The organism is Treponema sp. TIM-1 (assembly GCF_046533115.1).
GTDB lineage: Bacteria > Spirochaetota > Spirochaetia > Treponematales > Breznakiellaceae > JAIRMO01.
The window spans coordinates 24,843-42,417 of sequence record NZ_JAJQRC010000022.1 but is presented as its reverse complement, the minus strand read 5'-3'; the positions used below and the strand labels follow the sequence as shown (position 1 = coordinate 42,417).

10 protein-coding genes and 1 tRNA gene are annotated in these 17,575 nt (G+C 56.6%); 8 read left to right on the top strand and 3 right to left on the bottom strand.

What is annotated here, in order from left to right:
- Window positions 1-506: 506 nt before the first annotated feature.
- The 6 genes from LQZ21_RS09475 to LQZ21_RS09450 all read left to right on the top strand — a co-directional run bounded on the left by LQZ21_RS09475 (window position 507) and on the right by LQZ21_RS09450 (window position 9,860).
- A complete protein-coding gene (locus LQZ21_RS09475; protein WP_411044086.1) occupies window positions 507-2,138 on the top strand; it encodes a peptide ABC transporter substrate-binding protein in 1,632 nt (543 codons plus the stop codon).
- A gap of 11 nt (window positions 2,139-2,149) precedes the next feature.
- Window positions 2,150-2,650, top strand: coding sequence for a peptidylprolyl isomerase (locus LQZ21_RS09470; protein ID WP_411044085.1), 501 nt, complete (start codon window positions 2,150-2,152; stop codon window positions 2,648-2,650).
- Between the two features lie 47 nt (window positions 2,651-2,697).
- Window positions 2,698-4,452, top strand: a complete 1,755-nt coding sequence (locus LQZ21_RS09465; RefSeq protein ID WP_411044084.1) for a DNA repair helicase XPB — start codon at window positions 2,698-2,700, stop codon at window positions 4,450-4,452.
- Window positions 4,449-6,542 (top strand): hypothetical protein, encoded by a 2,094-nt coding sequence (locus LQZ21_RS09460; protein WP_411044083.1) that lies wholly within the window; start codon window positions 4,449-4,451, stop codon window positions 6,540-6,542. Before LQZ21_RS09465 ends, LQZ21_RS09460 begins: the two co-directional genes overlap by 4 nt.
- A gap of 31 nt (window positions 6,543-6,573) precedes the next feature.
- Window positions 6,574-7,353 (top strand): NYN domain-containing protein, encoded by a 780-nt coding sequence (locus LQZ21_RS09455; RefSeq protein WP_411044082.1) that lies wholly within the window; start codon window positions 6,574-6,576, stop codon window positions 7,351-7,353.
- A gap of 386 nt (window positions 7,354-7,739) precedes the next feature.
- Window positions 7,740-9,860, top strand: a complete 2,121-nt coding sequence (locus tag LQZ21_RS09450) for a glutamine synthetase III family protein (protein ID WP_411044081.1) — start codon at window positions 7,740-7,742, stop codon at window positions 9,858-9,860.
- Between the two features lie 80 nt (window positions 9,861-9,940).
- Here the strand turns inward: LQZ21_RS09450 and LQZ21_RS09445 are convergent, their stop codons facing one another.
- Together LQZ21_RS09445 and LQZ21_RS09440 are read right to left on the bottom strand one after the other, a co-directional pair.
- Complete coding sequence (locus LQZ21_RS09445; protein WP_411044080.1) at window positions 9,941-12,343, bottom strand: hypothetical protein; 2,403 nt, start codon at window positions 12,341-12,343, stop codon at window positions 9,941-9,943.
- 15 nt (window positions 12,344-12,358) lie between these two features.
- The gene (locus LQZ21_RS09440; protein WP_411044079.1) at window positions 12,359-14,821 is read right to left on the bottom strand and encodes a hypothetical protein; all 2,463 of its coding nucleotides are present in this window, start codon (window positions 14,819-14,821) and stop codon (window positions 12,359-12,361) included.
- Between the two features lie 363 nt (window positions 14,822-15,184).
- Between LQZ21_RS09440 and LQZ21_RS09435 the strand changes: the two genes are divergently transcribed.
- Window positions 15,185-16,360 carry an iron-containing alcohol dehydrogenase gene (locus tag LQZ21_RS09435; protein ID WP_411044078.1) on the top strand — a complete coding sequence of 392 codons (1,176 nt, stop codon included), beginning with the start codon at window positions 15,185-15,187 and terminating at the stop codon, window positions 16,358-16,360.
- 190 nt (window positions 16,361-16,550) lie between these two features.
- Here the strand turns inward: LQZ21_RS09435 and LQZ21_RS09430 are convergent, their stop codons facing one another.
- Window positions 16,551-17,372: a TatD family hydrolase gene (locus LQZ21_RS09430; protein ID WP_411044077.1), complete on the bottom strand. Its 822-nt coding sequence runs from the start codon at window positions 17,370-17,372 to the stop codon at window positions 16,551-16,553.
- A gap of 59 nt (window positions 17,373-17,431) precedes the next feature.
- Here LQZ21_RS09430 and LQZ21_RS09425 point away from each other — a divergent pair.
- Window positions 17,432-17,514, top strand: a tRNA-Leu gene (locus LQZ21_RS09425).
- The last annotated feature ends 61 nt before the right edge of the window (window positions 17,515-17,575 follow it).

Sequence of the window (17,575 nt, the reverse complement as noted above, 5' to 3'; positions counted from 1 at the left end):
GGGAAGGAGTAAAAAAAAAAAAAAGGGGGGGGGGGGGGGGGGGGGGGGGGGGGGGCGGGTAAGCAGACGTTTTTTGCCGGAGCCAATAGAGCAACCGTATTAGAGAACGCCATAGCCTCCCTCCTTAATTATACAATATAGTAAAAATACCACAATTTATAGAATAACACAAGGGTAATTCTCCGGCAGATCGCCCGGGGGAAATTATCGGTACGGTGGGGAAAAGTCAGGGCGGGGTGGCGGTGTAAACCCATAGGGGGGACCCTCTGGGGGGCCCCTATGGGTTTACACCGCCAGGACCCCCGAAAAATTTCTCCGTACCGGTGAGGATGATTTGGTGTATCCCGGATAAGAGGTAAATGCTTTTGCCCTGTTTGGGGCGTTGATCTCATGGCGAAAATCTGTAATAACTACAGATAGCGCCGGTTTTAAAACCGGTTTTGGAAAAAAAGGCTGCCCTAAAAATGAGCCGGCCCGTTTTTTCTTTTAACTTAGGAGGAAAATGTATGAAAAAAGCAGCTGTCTGTATTATGGGGGTCTTGCTCCTGGTTTTAGGCTTCAGCGCCTGTGGTAACCGGACCGCCGAGACCGGTTCCGCCGCCCAACCCCAGGAAAAAGCCCAGAAGATCGTCTTTGCCCTGCAAAATGTGCCGGACGGGCTTGATCCGGGGATCACCAACAATTCCTTTGCCGCCCCGTTCCTTTTTAACCTCTTTGAAGGGCTTATTACCTATGATAAAGAGAATAATATCATCCCCGCCCTGGCTGAGCGCTGGACCATCAGCGATGACGGTACGGTATACACCTTCCATCTGCGTCAGGGCCTCAAGTGGTCCGACGGCAGTCCCCTTACCGCCCAGGATTTTGTGTATTCCTATTTTAGGGTATTGGATCCCCAAATTGCCGCCCAATATTCGGTGATGTTTACCGACTTTATCAAAGGGGCGGAGGAATATTACCGCGGCGCCGGTTCCCGGGACCAGGTGGGGATCAGCGCCCCCGATGACAATACCCTGATCCTTACGTTAAAAGGGCCTACGCCCTTCTTTCTGGGAATCCTGGGGATGTGGACCTTCTCCCCGGTAAAACAGGCGGTGGTAGACCAGGAGCCTGAACGGTGGACCCTGTCCGCGGATACCTTTGTTTCCAACGGCCCCTTTAAGGTTTCGGATATCAAACTGGGGGAAAGCGTGACGGCGGTTAAAAACGAGCACTACTGGGATGCCGCCAATGTACGGCTTGAGGAGATTGTGTTCCGGTATATCCTGGAACCCGCCACCGCCCTGATCGCCCTGGAATCCGGGGAAATTGACGGCCTGCGGTTCCCCCCCGCATCGGAGACGGCCCGCTTGAAATCCCAAAGCGACGCCTTCCAGTCGGTGCCCTCCTTTGCCACCACCTATTACCTCATAAACCGGAATGTGAGACCCTTTAACGATGTCCGGGTCCGCAAGGCCCTGTCCATGGCCATTGACCGGGAAGATATTATCAGTAATGTCCTGCAAAGCTCCGACACCCCGGCTTTTGGCCTGGTATCCCCCGGGTATGTGCTTAACGGAACGGATTTCCGGGACGGCCGCTCCAATTACGGGTTATCCGCCACCGCGGATGTGGAAGGCGCCCGGAAGCTCCTGGCGGAGGCGGGGTATCTTGACGGCCAGGGCTTCCCCACCATACAGTTGAGTTATTACACCGACCGTACCGTGCGGAGCATCGTGGAGGCCCTGCAGCAGATGTGGAAAAAGAACCTCAACATCAATACCGAAATTTCCACCCAGGAATGGGCGGTGTATTACGATGCGGTTCAGCGCATGGACTATCAAATCGGAGCCATGGGCTGGGGCGGGGATTACCTTCACCCCATGACCTTCTTAACCACCATGACCTCCAACAATCCTACCAACGTGACGAGTTATAACAACGCCCAGTATGACGCCCTGGTGGCGGCGGCCCAAATGGAGGTTGATCCGGTCAAGGCAGTGGCGATCATGCAGGAGGCGGAGGATATGGCCATGGAAGATGCGGCGATCCTTCCCTTATATCACCGGTCCATCGTATTTATGATGGCCCCCCATGTAAAAGATTTCTACATGACGCCCCTGGCCAATCTGTATTTCAGAAGCGCCTATGTAGAGTAGGGCTCATTCGTATGAACCCGGTGGCGGAGATCATCATGGAGTCGGGGGGCCGTATGTCTTTTGAGCTTTTTATACGGCAGGCTCCCCTGACGGTTAACCATTTTATCGATCTTGCGGCATCGGGTTTTTACGACGGCCTTACCTTTCACCGGGTGGTACAAGGTTATGTGATCCAGGGGGGCTCCGCGGATAATACCTGCGGCTGCCCCACGGAGCTTACCATAACGGGCGAATTCACTCAGAATGGCTTTGACACGGGGCTGACCCATGAACGGGGAGCCATTTCCATGGCCCGGGATGAGGACTTTGACAGCGCGGGAACCCAGTTTTTTATTGTCCACCAAGATGCCCATAAACTGGACGGTAGATACGCCGCCTTTGGAAAGATGCGGGAGGGTTTTGAAACCCTGGACGCCATTGCCGCGGTTCCCACCGCCGGGGCGGACCGGGAAAACAGGCCCCTGGAACCGGTGGTGATCAAAAAAATCCGGATATACGGCGAAAAAAAATAAATTTCCCCCTTTTAATTCAATAAAAATTTCACTATAATGGATAAGTTATGCCAATAGATCCCGCGAATCCATTGATCGTACAAAGCGACCGGACCTTGCTTTTGGATGTCCATGCCCCCAGGGCCGAGGATGCCCGGATCGCGATTTTACCCTTTGCGGAACTGGAGAAATCCCCGGAACATATCCACACCTATCGCATAACCCCCCTGTCCCTCTGGAATGCCGCCAGCGCGGGGTTTTCCCCGGGGGACATTGTTTCCGCCCTGGAAACCTACAGCCGCTACCCGGTGCCGCCGGGGATCTCCCAGGGTTTTGCCGACACCATGGCCCGGTACGGCAAGATACGGCTCATCTCGGCGGAACAGCTTGCCCCGTCCAAAAACACACCGGCGCCTTCCGCACTGCCGGAGGAGCTTCTTTTGGTCGCCGGGGAAGAGGCCATCCTGGCGGAAATTGGGGCGGCCCGGTCCCTGCAAAAGTACCTGGAGAAAACCGCCCTGGGGTTCCGGCTGCGCCTGACCGATCGGGGGAGCGTCAAACGGGAACTCATCAAGCTGGGCTGGCCCGTCCAGGACGAAGCCCCCCTGGTAAGCGGGGAAAATCTCACGATCGCCCTCAGGGAACAAAGCGCCGCGGGCCGGCCCTTTGCCCCCCGGGATTATCAGGTGGAGGCGGCCAAGTCGGTATTGGGGGGCGGCGGAAAAGGTACGGGGTATGGGGTGGTGGTACTCCCCTGCGGTTCCGGAAAAACCGTGGTGGGGATGACCTTTATGTCGTACCTCAAAACCAATACCCTGGTGCTCACCACCAATGTGGCGGCGGTCCACCAGTGGATCGCGGAACTGCTGGATAAAACCACCCTTGCCCCGGAGGACATCGCCGAATATACCGGTGATGCCAAGGCGGTAGCGCCGGTGACCATTGCCACCTATCAGATCATCACCTGGCGGCCCCGCAAGAACGGGGATTTTCCCCATTTTAAACTCTTCCGGGAGCGACCCTGGGGGCTCATTATCTACGACGAGGTCCACCTCCTCCCGGCGCCGGTGTTCCGGGTTACCGCGGAATTGCAGGCGGTACGGCGGCTGGGGCTGACCGCGACCCTGGTCCGGGAGGACGGGGCCGAGGACGCGGTCTTTAGCCTGGTGGGACCCAAACGATACGACGTTCCCTGGAAGGATCTGGAGAACAAGGGCTGGATAGCGGAAGCCCTCTGCACGGAGATCCGGCTGGATATGCCCGAAAACCTCAAGATCCCCTATGCGGTGGCCTCCCAGCGGGAGAAGTACCGTATCGCCAGCGAAAACCCCTTTAAGGAACTCATCGTCCAACAGCTGGTGGAAAACCATGGGGATGATCACATCCTGGTGATTGGCCAGTATATTACCCAGCTTGAATCCCTGGCAAGACTCCTCAAGACCCCCCTGATCACGGGAAAGACCCCCAACGCCGAACGGGAACAGATCTATGACTCCTTTAAAAAGGGAGAGGTCCGGGTGATCGTCGTATCCAAGGTCGCCAATTTTGCCATCGATCTGCCGGACGCGTCCATGGCGGTCCAGGTTTCGGGGTCCTTTGGATCCCGGCAGGAGGAGGCCCAGCGCCTGGGCAGGATCCTCCGTCCCAAGGGACGGAATTCCTACTTTTACACCCTGGTGTCCCGGTATACCCTGGAGGAGGATTTTGCCTCGAACCGTCAAAAATTCCTGGCTGAGCAGGGGTACAAGTATTCCATCCAGCATTGGACAGGAGAGGATCTGCTTGCCGTCGGAGAAGGCGGCGGTAAGGATGCCGGCCCATGATGGAAACCACCTTTCGTTCCCCCGAAGATTGGAAATCCGCCCTCATGACCCTTCCGGATAGCTCCTATTTTGAACTTTTTAGAAGCATCTTTGGCAATGTCAAAACCCCCTTTAATAAACAGCGGCTCCTGGAGGATCTGGCGGTTTTCCTTTCCCGGGGAGAGATTCAGGAGGTCATAGCCGCCTATATTGATGAAACGGATCACCGGATCATCACCGCCATTGCGGTTCTGGAAAATCCCGTGCCGGGAGAACTGGAGTCGTTTTTTGCCGGGGAGCTTACCTATGCCGAACTGCACTCCAAACTCCTCAACCTGGAGGAGCGCCTTATTGTATACCGCTTCCGGGAAGAGGGGGCCTATCGTCTCGCCCTGAACCCCATACTGAAATCGGTCCTCGCCCCCCTGGTGGCGGATACCGGCGTCTTATTCCCCTCCCTGCCCCCGGACCGTCCCGGGAACAAAAAACCTGCCGGACCCACGGCGCCCGTCCTCGCCGCCTTTTTAGCCTTTGTCCTGGAACGGCCGGAATTTTTTAAAGCCGGGGGGGGCATACGGAAAAAGGTCTTTGAGGAGGGACAGCTGATCTTTCCCGGAATAAACCTGGAAGCCCTGGCAGGGGCCTGGCTGCATATCGGCCTCCTCCGGGACGAGGGGGACCGCCTCACGGCGGATGTATCCAGGTTCCGGGCTTTTTCGGAATTGTCCCCCCGGGACCGCCGGGAATACCATGCCGCGGGGCTGCTCTTATACCTCCGGGGGGATAACTCAGGGTATTTTCACCGGGGCCGGCTGCAATTCACGGTACGGTTTATCCATGGTTTTCTTGAAGCCCTGGAAGCGGGACGGCGGTACCCCGAAGCTACTTTGAAGCGGATCACCGAAGTTCTGTTCCGGCAGGAAACAAAATCCCCGAACAGGTCGGTGATTGACACCGATTTGATTCTCGATGCCCTGGAAAAAACCGGTCTTATGGAACGGGGGGAAGGGGATTGGTGGATCCCCTGTTCCGCCGTGCCCGCAGAGCCTGATCTAACCCGGCCGGTAATCGTGCCGGATACGGCTTCTTCCTTCCTCCTCTACCCCGAGATCGGTTTTGCCGATGCCCTTAAACTGGCCTTTTTCTGTTCTGTCCGGGAAACCGGGACGGCCGTGCGCTTTGAACTGACCCGGGAATCGGCGGTCCGGGGATTTGACCGGAATATCAGTTCCCCGGAGATGCTGGATCTGCTGGAACGGCTTTCCGGAAAAAAACCGGATTCCAGCCTGGCCTGGAATCTTAAGGAATGGGAATCCCGGTATTCCGGGGTCACCCTCCACCGGGGGGTGGTGCTTACCCTTTCCGAAGACCGGCGTTACCTGGCGGAAGCCAAACCAGTGGCGGCCTTGATCAGCCGGACCCTGGCGCCGGGGGTGTACCTTCTTGCGGCGGAGGAAAAGGCCGAAGCTGCCGAGGCTTTGCAAAAGGCCGGGGTCGATATCATAGCCCAGCAGGAGGGGAATGCCCCGCCGGAGGAGGCAAAGCCCCCGGGCTTCCGGCATTTCCCCTATCCTGCCCTGGAAGGGGCGAATCAGTCCCTATGCTCCTATAACCGGCCCGGGATGCATAAAAAGGAAAACGCCGTTCCGCTTCAAGAAAAAACCGGCGGGGGGGAGCAGCCCCTGCTGCCGGATCCGGAAAAGGCGGAAACCTACAAGAAGCGTTTCCGGTCGGTACTGGTCAAAATGCAGATCCCCAAACCCGAATGGGATGAACTATCCGCCCGGATAGACCGGCGGCTTATTTTAAGCGAATCCCAGCTGGTGGGGGTTTCCGTCCGCTTTGAAAAATTGGAAGCCCGGGGGCTCGACTATGTGGGAAAAAGCACCGTGGCCAGAGAGGCCTTAGCATCCAAGTCTCTTTTAGAGATCCTCGTGCCCGGTCCCGGGGAAGAACCAAACCGGGTCATGGGGATACCCCTGGCCCTGGACAAGCGGGAGGGAGAAACCCTCCTCGTTCTCAAATCCATGCCCCAGGGAGAAGAGATTCGTCTGCCCCTGGGAAAGATCAGTCTTCTGAGGAGGATTAAACATTCAATTTTTGGAGATTGAGCCAGTTTCAAATTTAACATGAGGAGTGTTTATGCCATTATTACCATTTTCCAATCCCCAAGTTGAAACCTATCAGGCTAAACTTGCTGTCCTTATCGACGCGGACAATACCCAGCCCGCTATTATTGAAGGTCTTTTGGACGAGGTCGCCAAATACGGGGTGGCCAGCGTCAAACGGATCTACGGCGATTGGACCAGTACCAATCTCCGTTCCTGGAAAGACCGGCTTTTGGAATTCGCTATCCAGCCCATCCAGCAGTTTTCCTACACCAGCGGTAAAAACGCTACCGACTCGGCAATGATCATAGACGCCATGGACCTGCTCTATAGCGAAAAGCTCAACGGTTTTTGCATTGTTTCCAGTGATTCTGATTTTACCCGCCTTGCGGCGCGGCTTAGGGAAAGCGGCCTTACCGTTTACGGTTTTGGAGAAAAGAAAACCCCCCGGGCCTTTGTTACGGTTTGTGATAAATTCATCTTTACAGAAATACTCCGGGATATCCAGGAGGAAAACGATGAAGATGAAAGCAAACCGGCCTCCCGAACCCGCCGGGACTTTAAGGTGGACCGCCGCCTGCTGAAACTGCTTCGGGACGCGGTGGACGATCTGGCCGACGAATCGGGCTGGGCCTACCTGGGCAGCGTAGGACAAAAGATCACCAACCGATCCAGTGAATTTGATCCCCGGAACTACGGGTTTAAAAAATTGGCGGACCTTTTCCGGGCTATTTCCCAGTTTGAAACTGAGGAGCGGCCCCAGGAAAACGGTACCGGCCGGCAGGTGTATATCCGCTGGAAAAAAAGAAAATAAACGGAACCGCTTAAACCACGGTTTCCAAATGCCGCGCCTTGCCCGGTGCAACACGGACAAGATCGACGCAGGCCTTACTGTGCCGGATTATCACGATGCAGGTACTTGCGGGGGAACAACTGGTATCGCCGGTGACCATTCCGCCTAAGGAAATATTTGTACGGTTTCACCACGGTGCCTGTCACCGATTCCTACATTATCGTAGGAATCGGTTGGATAACTACATTTTTGTATCTTTTGGGGGATCGGCTTTGCCGCCGGTGTTTTTCGATATAGCTAATTCTTTGTATTATATATAATTATTTTTTTCCAAAAACAGGGACGCTTGGCATGGATATTGCTACTAATATAGAAACCAATATCATTATTTTATTTACGGAGGATGTATGAGCATTGTTGATTTTTCCAAGACCCCGGTAGCCGAATTGTACGGTACCAATAGTTTTTCCAACGCCCTGATGCGGGAGCGGCTGCCAAAAAATATTTATAAAGAGATCACCGCAGTCCAGGCCGGCGAAAAGGAGCTGACCCTGGAGGTGGCGGAAGTGGTGGCCGCGGTGATGCGGGACTGGGCCATTTCCAAAGGGGCCAGCCATTATACCCACTGGTTCCAGCCCCTCACGGGACTTACCGCGGAAAAACACGATTCCTTTATTGCCCCCACCGGGGATGGAAAGGTGATCATGGAATTTTCCGGGAAGGAGCTGGTTAAAGGCGAGCCTGACGCGTCGAGTTTCCCCAGTGGGGGGCTGCGGGCGACCTTTGAGGCCCGGGGCTACACCGCCTGGGACGTAACGAGCCCGGCCTTCCTCAAACAGGACCCCACCGGTACCACCCTCTGCATCCCCACCGCCTTTATCAGCTATTACGGTCAGGCCCTGGACAAAAAGGTTCCCCTCCTCAAATCCATCGACGCCCTGAGCAAACAGGCCATCCGGGTCCTGCGGGCCCTGGGGAACGAGGTTTCCAAACGGGTCTTTACCACGGTGGGCCCCGAACAGGAGTATTTCCTGGTGGACAAGACCTTTTACGATCAGCGGCCGGACCTGATCCTCACGGGCCGGACCGTATTCGGCGCCCTGCCCGCCAAGGGCCAGGAGATGGAGGACCACTACTTCGGCGCCATCAAGGAACGGGTGGCCGGGTTTATGCGGGAACTCAACACCGAGCTGTGGAAGGTGGGGATCCCCGCCAAAACCCAGCATAACGAGGTGGCCCCCAATCAGTTCGAGATTGCCCCGGTCTTTGCCAACAGTTCCGCGGCGGTGGACGCCAACCAGATGGTGATGGAGACCATCCGGACCGTGGCCCGCCGCTACGGCCTGGAGGGCCTGCTCCACGAAAAACCCTTTGCCGGGGTGAACGGTTCCGGGAAACACAACAACTGGTCCATGGCCACCGACGACGGGCTGAACCTCTTTGACCCCGGGGAAAACCCCGAATCCAATGCCCGGTTCCTCCTCTTTGCCGCGGCAGTGGTGGAAGCGGTGGACCGTTACTCCCTGCTGATCCGTTCTTCCGTGGCGACCTCCGCCAACGACCACCGTCTGGGGGCCAACGAGGCGCCCCCAGCCATTGTCTCCGTGTTTTTCGGCGGACCCTTAACCGAAATCTTCGATAACATTGCCGAAGGGAAAAGCAGCGGCAAGAGCAATCCCGGCCAGCAGATCAAGATCGGCGTCAGCAGTCTCCCCAGCCTTCCCAAGGACGTTTCCGACCGGAACCGGACCAGCCCCTTTGCCTTTACGGGGAACAAGTTTGAGTTCCGCATGGTGGGCTCCTCCCAGTCCATCGCCACCCCCAATACCTTCCTCAACGTGGCGGTGGCCCAGGTGCTTTCCGAATTCGCCGATAAGCTGGAAAAGGCCGCCAATAAAAATGAAGCCATCCAGGCCATCATCAAAGAATCCTATTCCAAACACCGGCGGGTGGTCTTTAACGGGAATAACTATGCCGATGAGTGGGTCCGGGAAGCGGAACGCCGGGGGCTTCCCAATGTTAAAAACGCCGTGGATGCCCTGTCGGTTTTGATCCAGAGTGAGACCGTCACCCTCTTTGAGAACCACAAGGTATTTACCAAGGAGGAACTGGAGAGCCGTTATCATATTTATCTTGAAAAATACTCAAAACAGATAAATATCGAAGCGGGGGTTACCATAGACATGGCCCGCCGCTACCTGTTCCCCGCGGCGTCCGGTTATGCGGCGTCCCTGGCCCGGGATGCCGCGGCCCTGGCCGCCATCGGTGCCGTAAGCGTACCCCAGGAAAAACGGGCCAAACGGATCTCCGAACTCGCGGGGGAACTCTACGACGAAACCTCCAAGCTGGAAAGCGCCCTGACCGAAGCCCAGGAAACCGGGGAAGCCTTCGCCCAGGCCAAGGCCTATTACGAAAAAGTCCGGCCCGGCATGGACGCGGTCCGTTCCAAGGCAGACACCCTGGAAAAACTCGTCTCCAAAGAGGCCTGGCCCTTCCCCGGCTATGAGGATCTGCTGTTTAAACTGTAAGAAAACTCAGGAACCCCTGAGATTCTGAAACCGGGGAAGGAGCTTGCCTCCTTCCCCGGTTTTTTCTTTATAACCCCTTATTACCAATTACCCGTGGTATTCCCCAAGCCGCCGGGAGAAGGATCGGGGTCGGTGTAGGTCCAGGAGTCGGAGAGGTCCGACCGGCTGGCGTAGAGGGTGAGCCCCGGACCCGCATCGGCGTTACGCGTCTTGCCTGTGCCTGAACTTGAAGGTAGATAAACCGCATGGCCGGATAATGTTGTGGCGGTGTTTTCGGTACTGCCCGGAGTGTGGGTAGCATTACTATCGCCATAAATGATCCCCCCTGTTTTTCTGAAGGTCCCATCGGGTTGATACACACCACCGCCTCTGGCGGCAGTGTTGCCGGATATTTTCCCGCCCTTCATCGTGAAGTTGCCCCCCATATGGTTATACACGCCGCCACCAACATAGCTGGTGATATTACCGGATATTTCCCCAGCCTCCATTATGACGGTCCCGCTATTATACACGCCGCCGCCACTGGTACCGCCGTCTGCACGGTTGTTTTTAATTGCCGCGTTTGCGCCCACAATATACAGGGATCCGCCGTTGATTACCTGTATTCCCCCGGCACTGTATTCGACGGTATTGGTATTGGTATTTCCCTCGACCACCGCCCCATGCTCAAGAACCAGGGTTCCCCCGTTTACCGTGATAAGGGCCGCGGTGTTGTTCCCTATGCCCACCAGGGTGATGTCCCGCAGGTAAAGGGTTACCCCCTTCTTAACGGTGATCACCGCCTTCCCTCCGTTCCCGGTAAGCCGTATTTTCCGGCCGCGGCCGTCGATTCGGACGAAGTCGGGACTATTCGATGAATCCAATACCGCCCCCTCCGTCCCAAGACTATTGGCGGTGAAACTTACCGCTTCTTCCCCCGGCGATAGGTCTATGTAGAGGGGCGCGGCCGCAATCGTAAACTCATTCTTTGCCGCCTGTATCCGCTCCAGGGCGTTACTTTCCCGTGGGTTTGCCGGTGGTTTCTGCGCAAAATACCCGATAAGCTCCTCGTACACCACCGTAATGCTCCGGATCTCCGTCCCACTCCGGTCCTCAACGGATGTCCCATCACTATAGGCGAAGGGCGTTGAGTTAAACTTATACCCGTTCTTTGCCTGGAGGCTTATCGTTGCCCGGTACACCCCATTATGGAAGACCTCCAGGGGGCTCACCGCCCGGTACCCCTGAGGGGTGTAATAATCCCAACTGATAGTCCCGGTTACACCAGTCTTGTCAACCGTCCAGGTAGGCATTTCTCCCACCACCGGCAGGGGTATGTAGTCCTCTAATTTGTAATTGCTCACTATGGTCCAGTTGTCGGCCGGCCCGAAGCTTACCCTTACGCCCACTCCCCCCCCATCGGGAATATAAGAAACAGGACTCAGGCCATCGTACCGGAAATCCGTGTCCGTCAGACCTGCGGGAAACACAAACCCAGGCGCCGCAGTCAGAACCGCCTTCGCTTGGTAGATCACCCCATATTGGAAAACTTCCCCGCTCGTCATAGGCGTACCGCTGCCGTCGGTCCAGCTTACCTTTCCGCTATACTCCAGCCCGGGGCTGACAAAGGTCCTTATGGGCGTCCCCCCCGTATAGGGCGCGGGGATGAGGCCCGTTAAGTCTATTGGGGGGGTTATGCTGGTCCCCGTCAGGGTTGGGGGGAACTCGATACTGAGGCTTCCCCCGGAATTACCGGGATGTATCGTACATGCCAGGGCCGCCGGGTCCGGGCTCAGGGTGTCCCCAGTATGGTAAAACCCGGGGTCGGCCCCAAAAACATAGCCCGGCCTTGCCGCCAGACTTACCGTCGCCATGTATCTCACTCCACCCTGGAACAGGTCAATGGGGTTCGGCCCGGAATCCCCGGCCCACTCCACCGTCCCCGTATACTGGACCCCTGCAAAGGATATAACCGGCGTCCCCCCCAGGGCCGGCACAGGGATATACGCCGATAGGTCTATCTGGTCTATGGTTTTCGCCGCCTCTGCCGCCCGGTAGCTTATGGTGGTCAATGTACGGCGGGAAGGGTCCGAATTCGGTCCCGGCTGGGTGGTTACCGAACCTGCCGGATACTGAAAATTGAGCCCCGGGTCAAAGCTCCAGCCGTTTTTCGCGCTGATGGTGATATCCGCCTGGTACACCTCCCCGGCGGTAAAAGTAGTCAGACTCCCGCTTATATCGTTACCCCCCGCGTCCTTCCAGACCGCCTGAAGGTCCAGGTCTCCCCGGCTCAACGCCGTGACAGGTACCGCCCCTGCCACGGGCACGGGAACATACACCTGGAGGTCGTAATTCCCTATCACCAGACCGGTATCGTTGTCGCTCCGCTCTATCGTGTAATCTTCCCCCAATGGCAGGGCGCAGCCGCCCATAAGGACCACGGCAACCCATAGGATCACCAAGAAAGCGGGAAAAAGACAAACCCTTGGGTTATGGTTCCGCATAGTATACACTCCTTATTACCAATTACTTGTAGTGTTTCCCAAGCCGCCGGAGGAAGTGTCGTTGTAGATCCAGGAGCCCGACCATTTGGCGTAGAGTCTGACCCCCGGACCCGCATCGGCGTCACGTATCTTGCCTTTATCCAGATAAACCGCATGGCCGTTGAGGGCGGTGTTGTTTTCGGTTCTGCCCGGGGTGGTATTGCCGTAAATGATCCCCCCCGTTTTGATGAAGGTCCCATAGAGTTGAAACACGCCGCCGCCTCTACTGGTAGTAGTTTTGTTGCCGGATATTTCCCCGCCCTCCATCTTGAAAGTCCCGCTGTAGATATGCACGCCGCCGCCTGGTAGAGTAACGGCTTCGTTGCCGGATATTTCCCCGCCCTTCATCGTGAAGGTCCCCTGGTCTTGATACACGCCGCCGCCCCAGTCGTTGGCGGTGTTGCCGGTTATTTTCCCCGCCTCCAGGATGAAGATCGCTTCCGTGGTATACACACCGCTGCCGTTGCCGGCTTTGTTGCCGGATATTTCCCCGCCCTTCATTATAAAGGTCCCTTTGTTATATATGCCGCCGCCTTTGCCGTTGGTATTGGTATTTCCCTCGATCACTGCCCCATGCTCAAGCACCAGGATTCCCCCCCGCTCTACATTGATAAGGGGCGCATCGTTGCTCCCTATGCCCGCCAGGGTGATGTTCCGCAGGTAAAGGGTTACCCCGCTCCCAACGGTGATCACCCCCTGCCCCGTCGGGGCCCCGGTAAGCCACACCCTCCGGCCGCGGCCGTCGATTCGGACGTAGGCGGGACTGTTCGATGCGGTCAATACCGCCCCCGCCGGCTCAAGACGATCGGCATCGGAAGTGAAAGTTACATATTCTTCCCCCGGCGATAGGTCTATATAGAGGGGCGCGGCCGCGCTCGTAAACTCATTCTTCGTCTTTGCCGCCTGTATCCGATCCAGGGCGTTGCTTTCCCAGGTGTTTATCGTTTTCTGCGCGAAGGACCCGGTGAGTTCCTTGTACACCACCGTAATGCTCCGGCTCTCCTCCCCGCTCTGGTCCCCACCGGGACCCCAGTTTACCAGGCCGGGGCCGTAATCGAAGTCCTCCGCCGGGTTAAACTTATACCCGTTCTTCGCCTGGAGGCTTATCGTCGCCCGGTATATCCCACAATGGAAGACCTCCAGGGGGCTCACCGCCTGGTACCCCCCCGCAGGGGTATAGTAATCCCAGCTTATGGTCCCGATTACCCCCCCACGGTCAAATGCCCATACCGGCTTCCCATCTACCACCGGCAGGGGGATGTAGTTCTGCAAAACGTAATCGCTCACCATGTTCCAGTTTTTAGCCGGCCCGAAGCTTATCGTTATGGTCCCCGTTCCCCCCCCGCCGGGAATATAAACCGGGGGAATCCCATCGTCATCGTATAGGTGCGTAAAATCCGTACCCACTAGACCGGCGGGGAACACAAACCCGGATGCCGCGGTCAGAACCGCCTCCGCTATATAGGTCACCCCATATTGGAAAACTGCCCCGCTCACCATAGGCGCGCCGTTGCTGTCCTTCCAGCGCACCGTCCCGCTATACTCCAGCCCGGGGCTGACAAACGTAGTTGTTGGCGCCCCTCCCGCATACGGCGCAGGGATAAGGTCCGTCAAGTCTATCGGAGTGTCTATGCCGATCCCTGTCCGGGTTTGGGGGAACACGATACTGAGGGTTCCCCCTGAGTTGCCGGGATGTATCGTAAATGTCAGGGCCGCCGGGTCCGGGCTCAGGGTGTCCCCGGTATGGTAAAAACCAGGGTTGGACACAAAGACATAGCCCGGCCCTGCCGCCAGACTTACCGTCGCCGTGTATATCACTCCCCCCTTAAACAGATCAACGGAGTTCGGCCCGGAACCACCATTCCACTCTACGGTGCCCGTATACTGGATCCCTGCAAAGGATATAACCGGCGTCCCTCCCAGGACCGGCGCAGGGATATATGCCGATAGATCTACCAGATCTATGGTTTTCGCCGCCGCTGCCGCATGGTAGCTTATGGTGGTCAAAGTGCGGCGGGATGGGTCCGAATTCGGTCCCGGCTGCGTGGTTACCGAACCCGCCGGATACTGAAAATTGATCCCCGGATCAAAACTCCAGCCGTTTTTCGCGCTGATGGTGATATCCGCCTGGTACACTTCCCCGCCGGTAAAAGCACTCAGACTCCCGCTTATATCGTTACCCGCCGCGTCCTTCCAGACCACCTGAAGGTCCAGATCTCCCCGGCTCAATGCCGTGACAGGTACCGCCCCTGCCACGGGCACAGGAACATACACTTGCAGGTCGTAATTCCCTATCACCAGACTGGCGCTGTTGTCGCGCCGTTCGATCGTATAATCTTCCCCCAATGGCAGGGCGCAGCCTCCCATAAGGACCACGGTAACGCATGAGATCAAAAAGAAAACGGGAAAAAAATAGACCAGGGGGGCACGATTCCGCATAACATCTCCTTAGTATACTAAAATAGTATACTAAAAATATAAGAAAATCCGGGATAAAAATCAATAGATAATACCAATTTTCAGTTTAAAATACCAATTAACCACGAACTTTCACTTCGCTATTCCGGAATTTATACCTGAATTCTCTCCATTGTTCGTGCGGTTCGTGCGGTTTGTGAGGTTCGTGCGGTTCGTGGTTAAATTCTCCGCTTAAATTAACCATAGATAAAGGAACCGCCTCACCTGCTACTTAACTATTTCCTCAAATAGCATATAATAGGGATGGTTTCATTTGAAATAACCAACCAGGTCCACCGCCATCGGGCGGTGAGATATTAGAATCAAACGAAAAAGGAGCGGAATATGCAGAATTTTGTTTATGGAAATCGGACTAAAATTATCTTTGGTAAAGGCACGGAAAAGACCGTGGGGGTGGAAACCGCGGCGTATGCCAAGCGGATCCTGCTGCACCATTCCGGGGGGCACGCGGTTAAATCGGGGCTCCTGGACACGATCAAGGGGAGCCTGAAACAGGCCTCCGTGGAATGGGTGGAATTATCCGGGGTAAAACCCAATCCCCGGCTTTCCCTGGTGTATCAGGGGGTGGAAATCTGCAAGAAGGAAAAACTCGCCTTTATCCTGGCCGTGGGGGGCGGGTCGGTTATTGACTCCGCCAAGGCCATTGCCCTGGGGGCCCTCTACGACGGGGATGTCTGGGATTTTTATATCCGAAAAGCGACCGCCGCCCAGGCCCTGCCGGTGGCCGCGGTGGTTACCATCCCCGCAGCGGGGAGCGAGTCCAGTATCAGCTCGGTGATCACCGATGAACGGGGCCCCTGGAAACAGGGGGTTAACGAGGAGTGTATACGCCCGGTTTTTTCGATCCTGAACCCGGAACTAACCTACAGCCTGCCCCCCTATCAAACCGCCTGCGGCGTCGCGGATATGCTGGCCCATATCATGGAGCGGTATTTTACCAGGGAACCCCACGTGGAGCTTACCGACGAGCTTTGCGAGGGGGCCATGCGGGCCATCATCAGAAACGCCCGGAAGATCTTTAACGGTAACGGCGAAAACTACGACGCCCGGGCAGAAATAATGTGGGCCGGGAGCCTGGCCCATAACAACCTCCTCAGCACCGGCCGGATAGGGGATTGGGCGAGCCACGCCATTGAGCATGAGTTATCGGCCCTATACGACATAGCCCACGGCGCGGGGCTTTCCGTAATCTTTCCCGCATGGATCAAATACAACATCAAGGAGGACACCCCCCGGTTGGCCCGCTTTGCCGCCAAGGTATGGGGCGTGGACGGGGCCTATTACGATTACGAGCAGGCGGCCCTGGAAGGGATATTCAGGATGAAAAATTTCTTCCGTTCCATTGGGCTACCGGTCTCCTTTGCCGACTTGAAACTGCCCACCGACCGGATCCCCGAAATGGCGCAGCGGACCGTCAAATTCGGCCCGGTGGGGACGTACAAAATCCTTGACGCCAAGGACGTGGAGGCTATTTACCGTATCGCGGCAGAAGAAGCATAGCAGCCTAAAGATACTGATAACCACGAACGACACGAACATCACGAACTTTTGCTTCGATGTTCCGGAATTTATACCTGAATTCTCTTCTTTGTTCGGGGGAAAGCAGGAAAGAACTATCGGTGAAAACGCCAATTTTTCTTTGTTTCTGTTCGTGTGGTTCGTGTGGTTCGTGGTTAAACTCCATTATTTGTCAGTTTTTCAGTCCAAAGAGGGCAAAGGTGTTTTGGGCGGTCAGGGCCTTGAGTTTTTCCAGGCTTATTCCCCGCAGTTCCGCGGCTAAACGGTAGCCTGCTCCCACCATAGCCGGGTCGGCGGGACTTCCCCGGTAGGGGACCGGGGCCAGGAAGGGGGAATCGGTTTCCAAGAGCAGGCGGTCTTCGGGAACAAATTGCAGGGCTTCCCGAAGGGGCCCGGTATGCTTATAGGTGAGGTTTCCGGCAAAGGAAAGGTAATACCCCCGGTCCAAAAAAAGCCTGGCCTGGGGGGTGCCATAGGAAAAGCAGTGGATCACCCCCCGGACCTCCGGATACCGGGCAAGGATTGCCGCGGTTTCCTCGGCGGCGTCCCGGGAATGAATGATAATGGGGAGGCGGTATTGTTTTGCCAAGTCCAACTGGGCCTCCAGGAGTTCCCCCTCGCCGGCTATATCCGCCCCGGCTTCCGCCTGGTTCCAATGGCGGTCCAGGCCGCATTCCCCCACCGCCGCGAGGAGCCCGGCGGGCGCTTTTTGGATCTGCTGTTCCAGTACCGCCGTCAGTTCCCGCCGTCCGGCGATTGCCTCCGGATACGGCCAGATCCCCGCGGCAAACCGGATCCGGTCAAAGCGGGAAAAGGCAGCCACCCGGTCCGCCAGGTCATGGGCCGCGGTCCCGATATCAATAATCCCCCCAAATCCCCCGCTAAAAAGCTCCTCCAGCCTCTTTTCCGGGGAAATCCCCCGATCTGAAAGCAGGGACAGGTGGGCATGGGTATCAATAAGTCCGGCGATATCGCCCATGGTGTCTTGCGGCATACTTCTTGACCTTACCGGATCCCCCTGTTATTATGCAAGTATGGTGAGGTAGCGCGTTGGCCGGGGTGGTGGAATGGTAGACACCGGAGACTTAAAATCTCCTCTCCGCAAGGGGGTACGGGTTCAACTCCCGTTCCCGGCAGTTGAAAATAGTTGCAGCCATGAGTCGGTAGAACAGGGCGGCTCAAGTAAAAAGCGGTCTA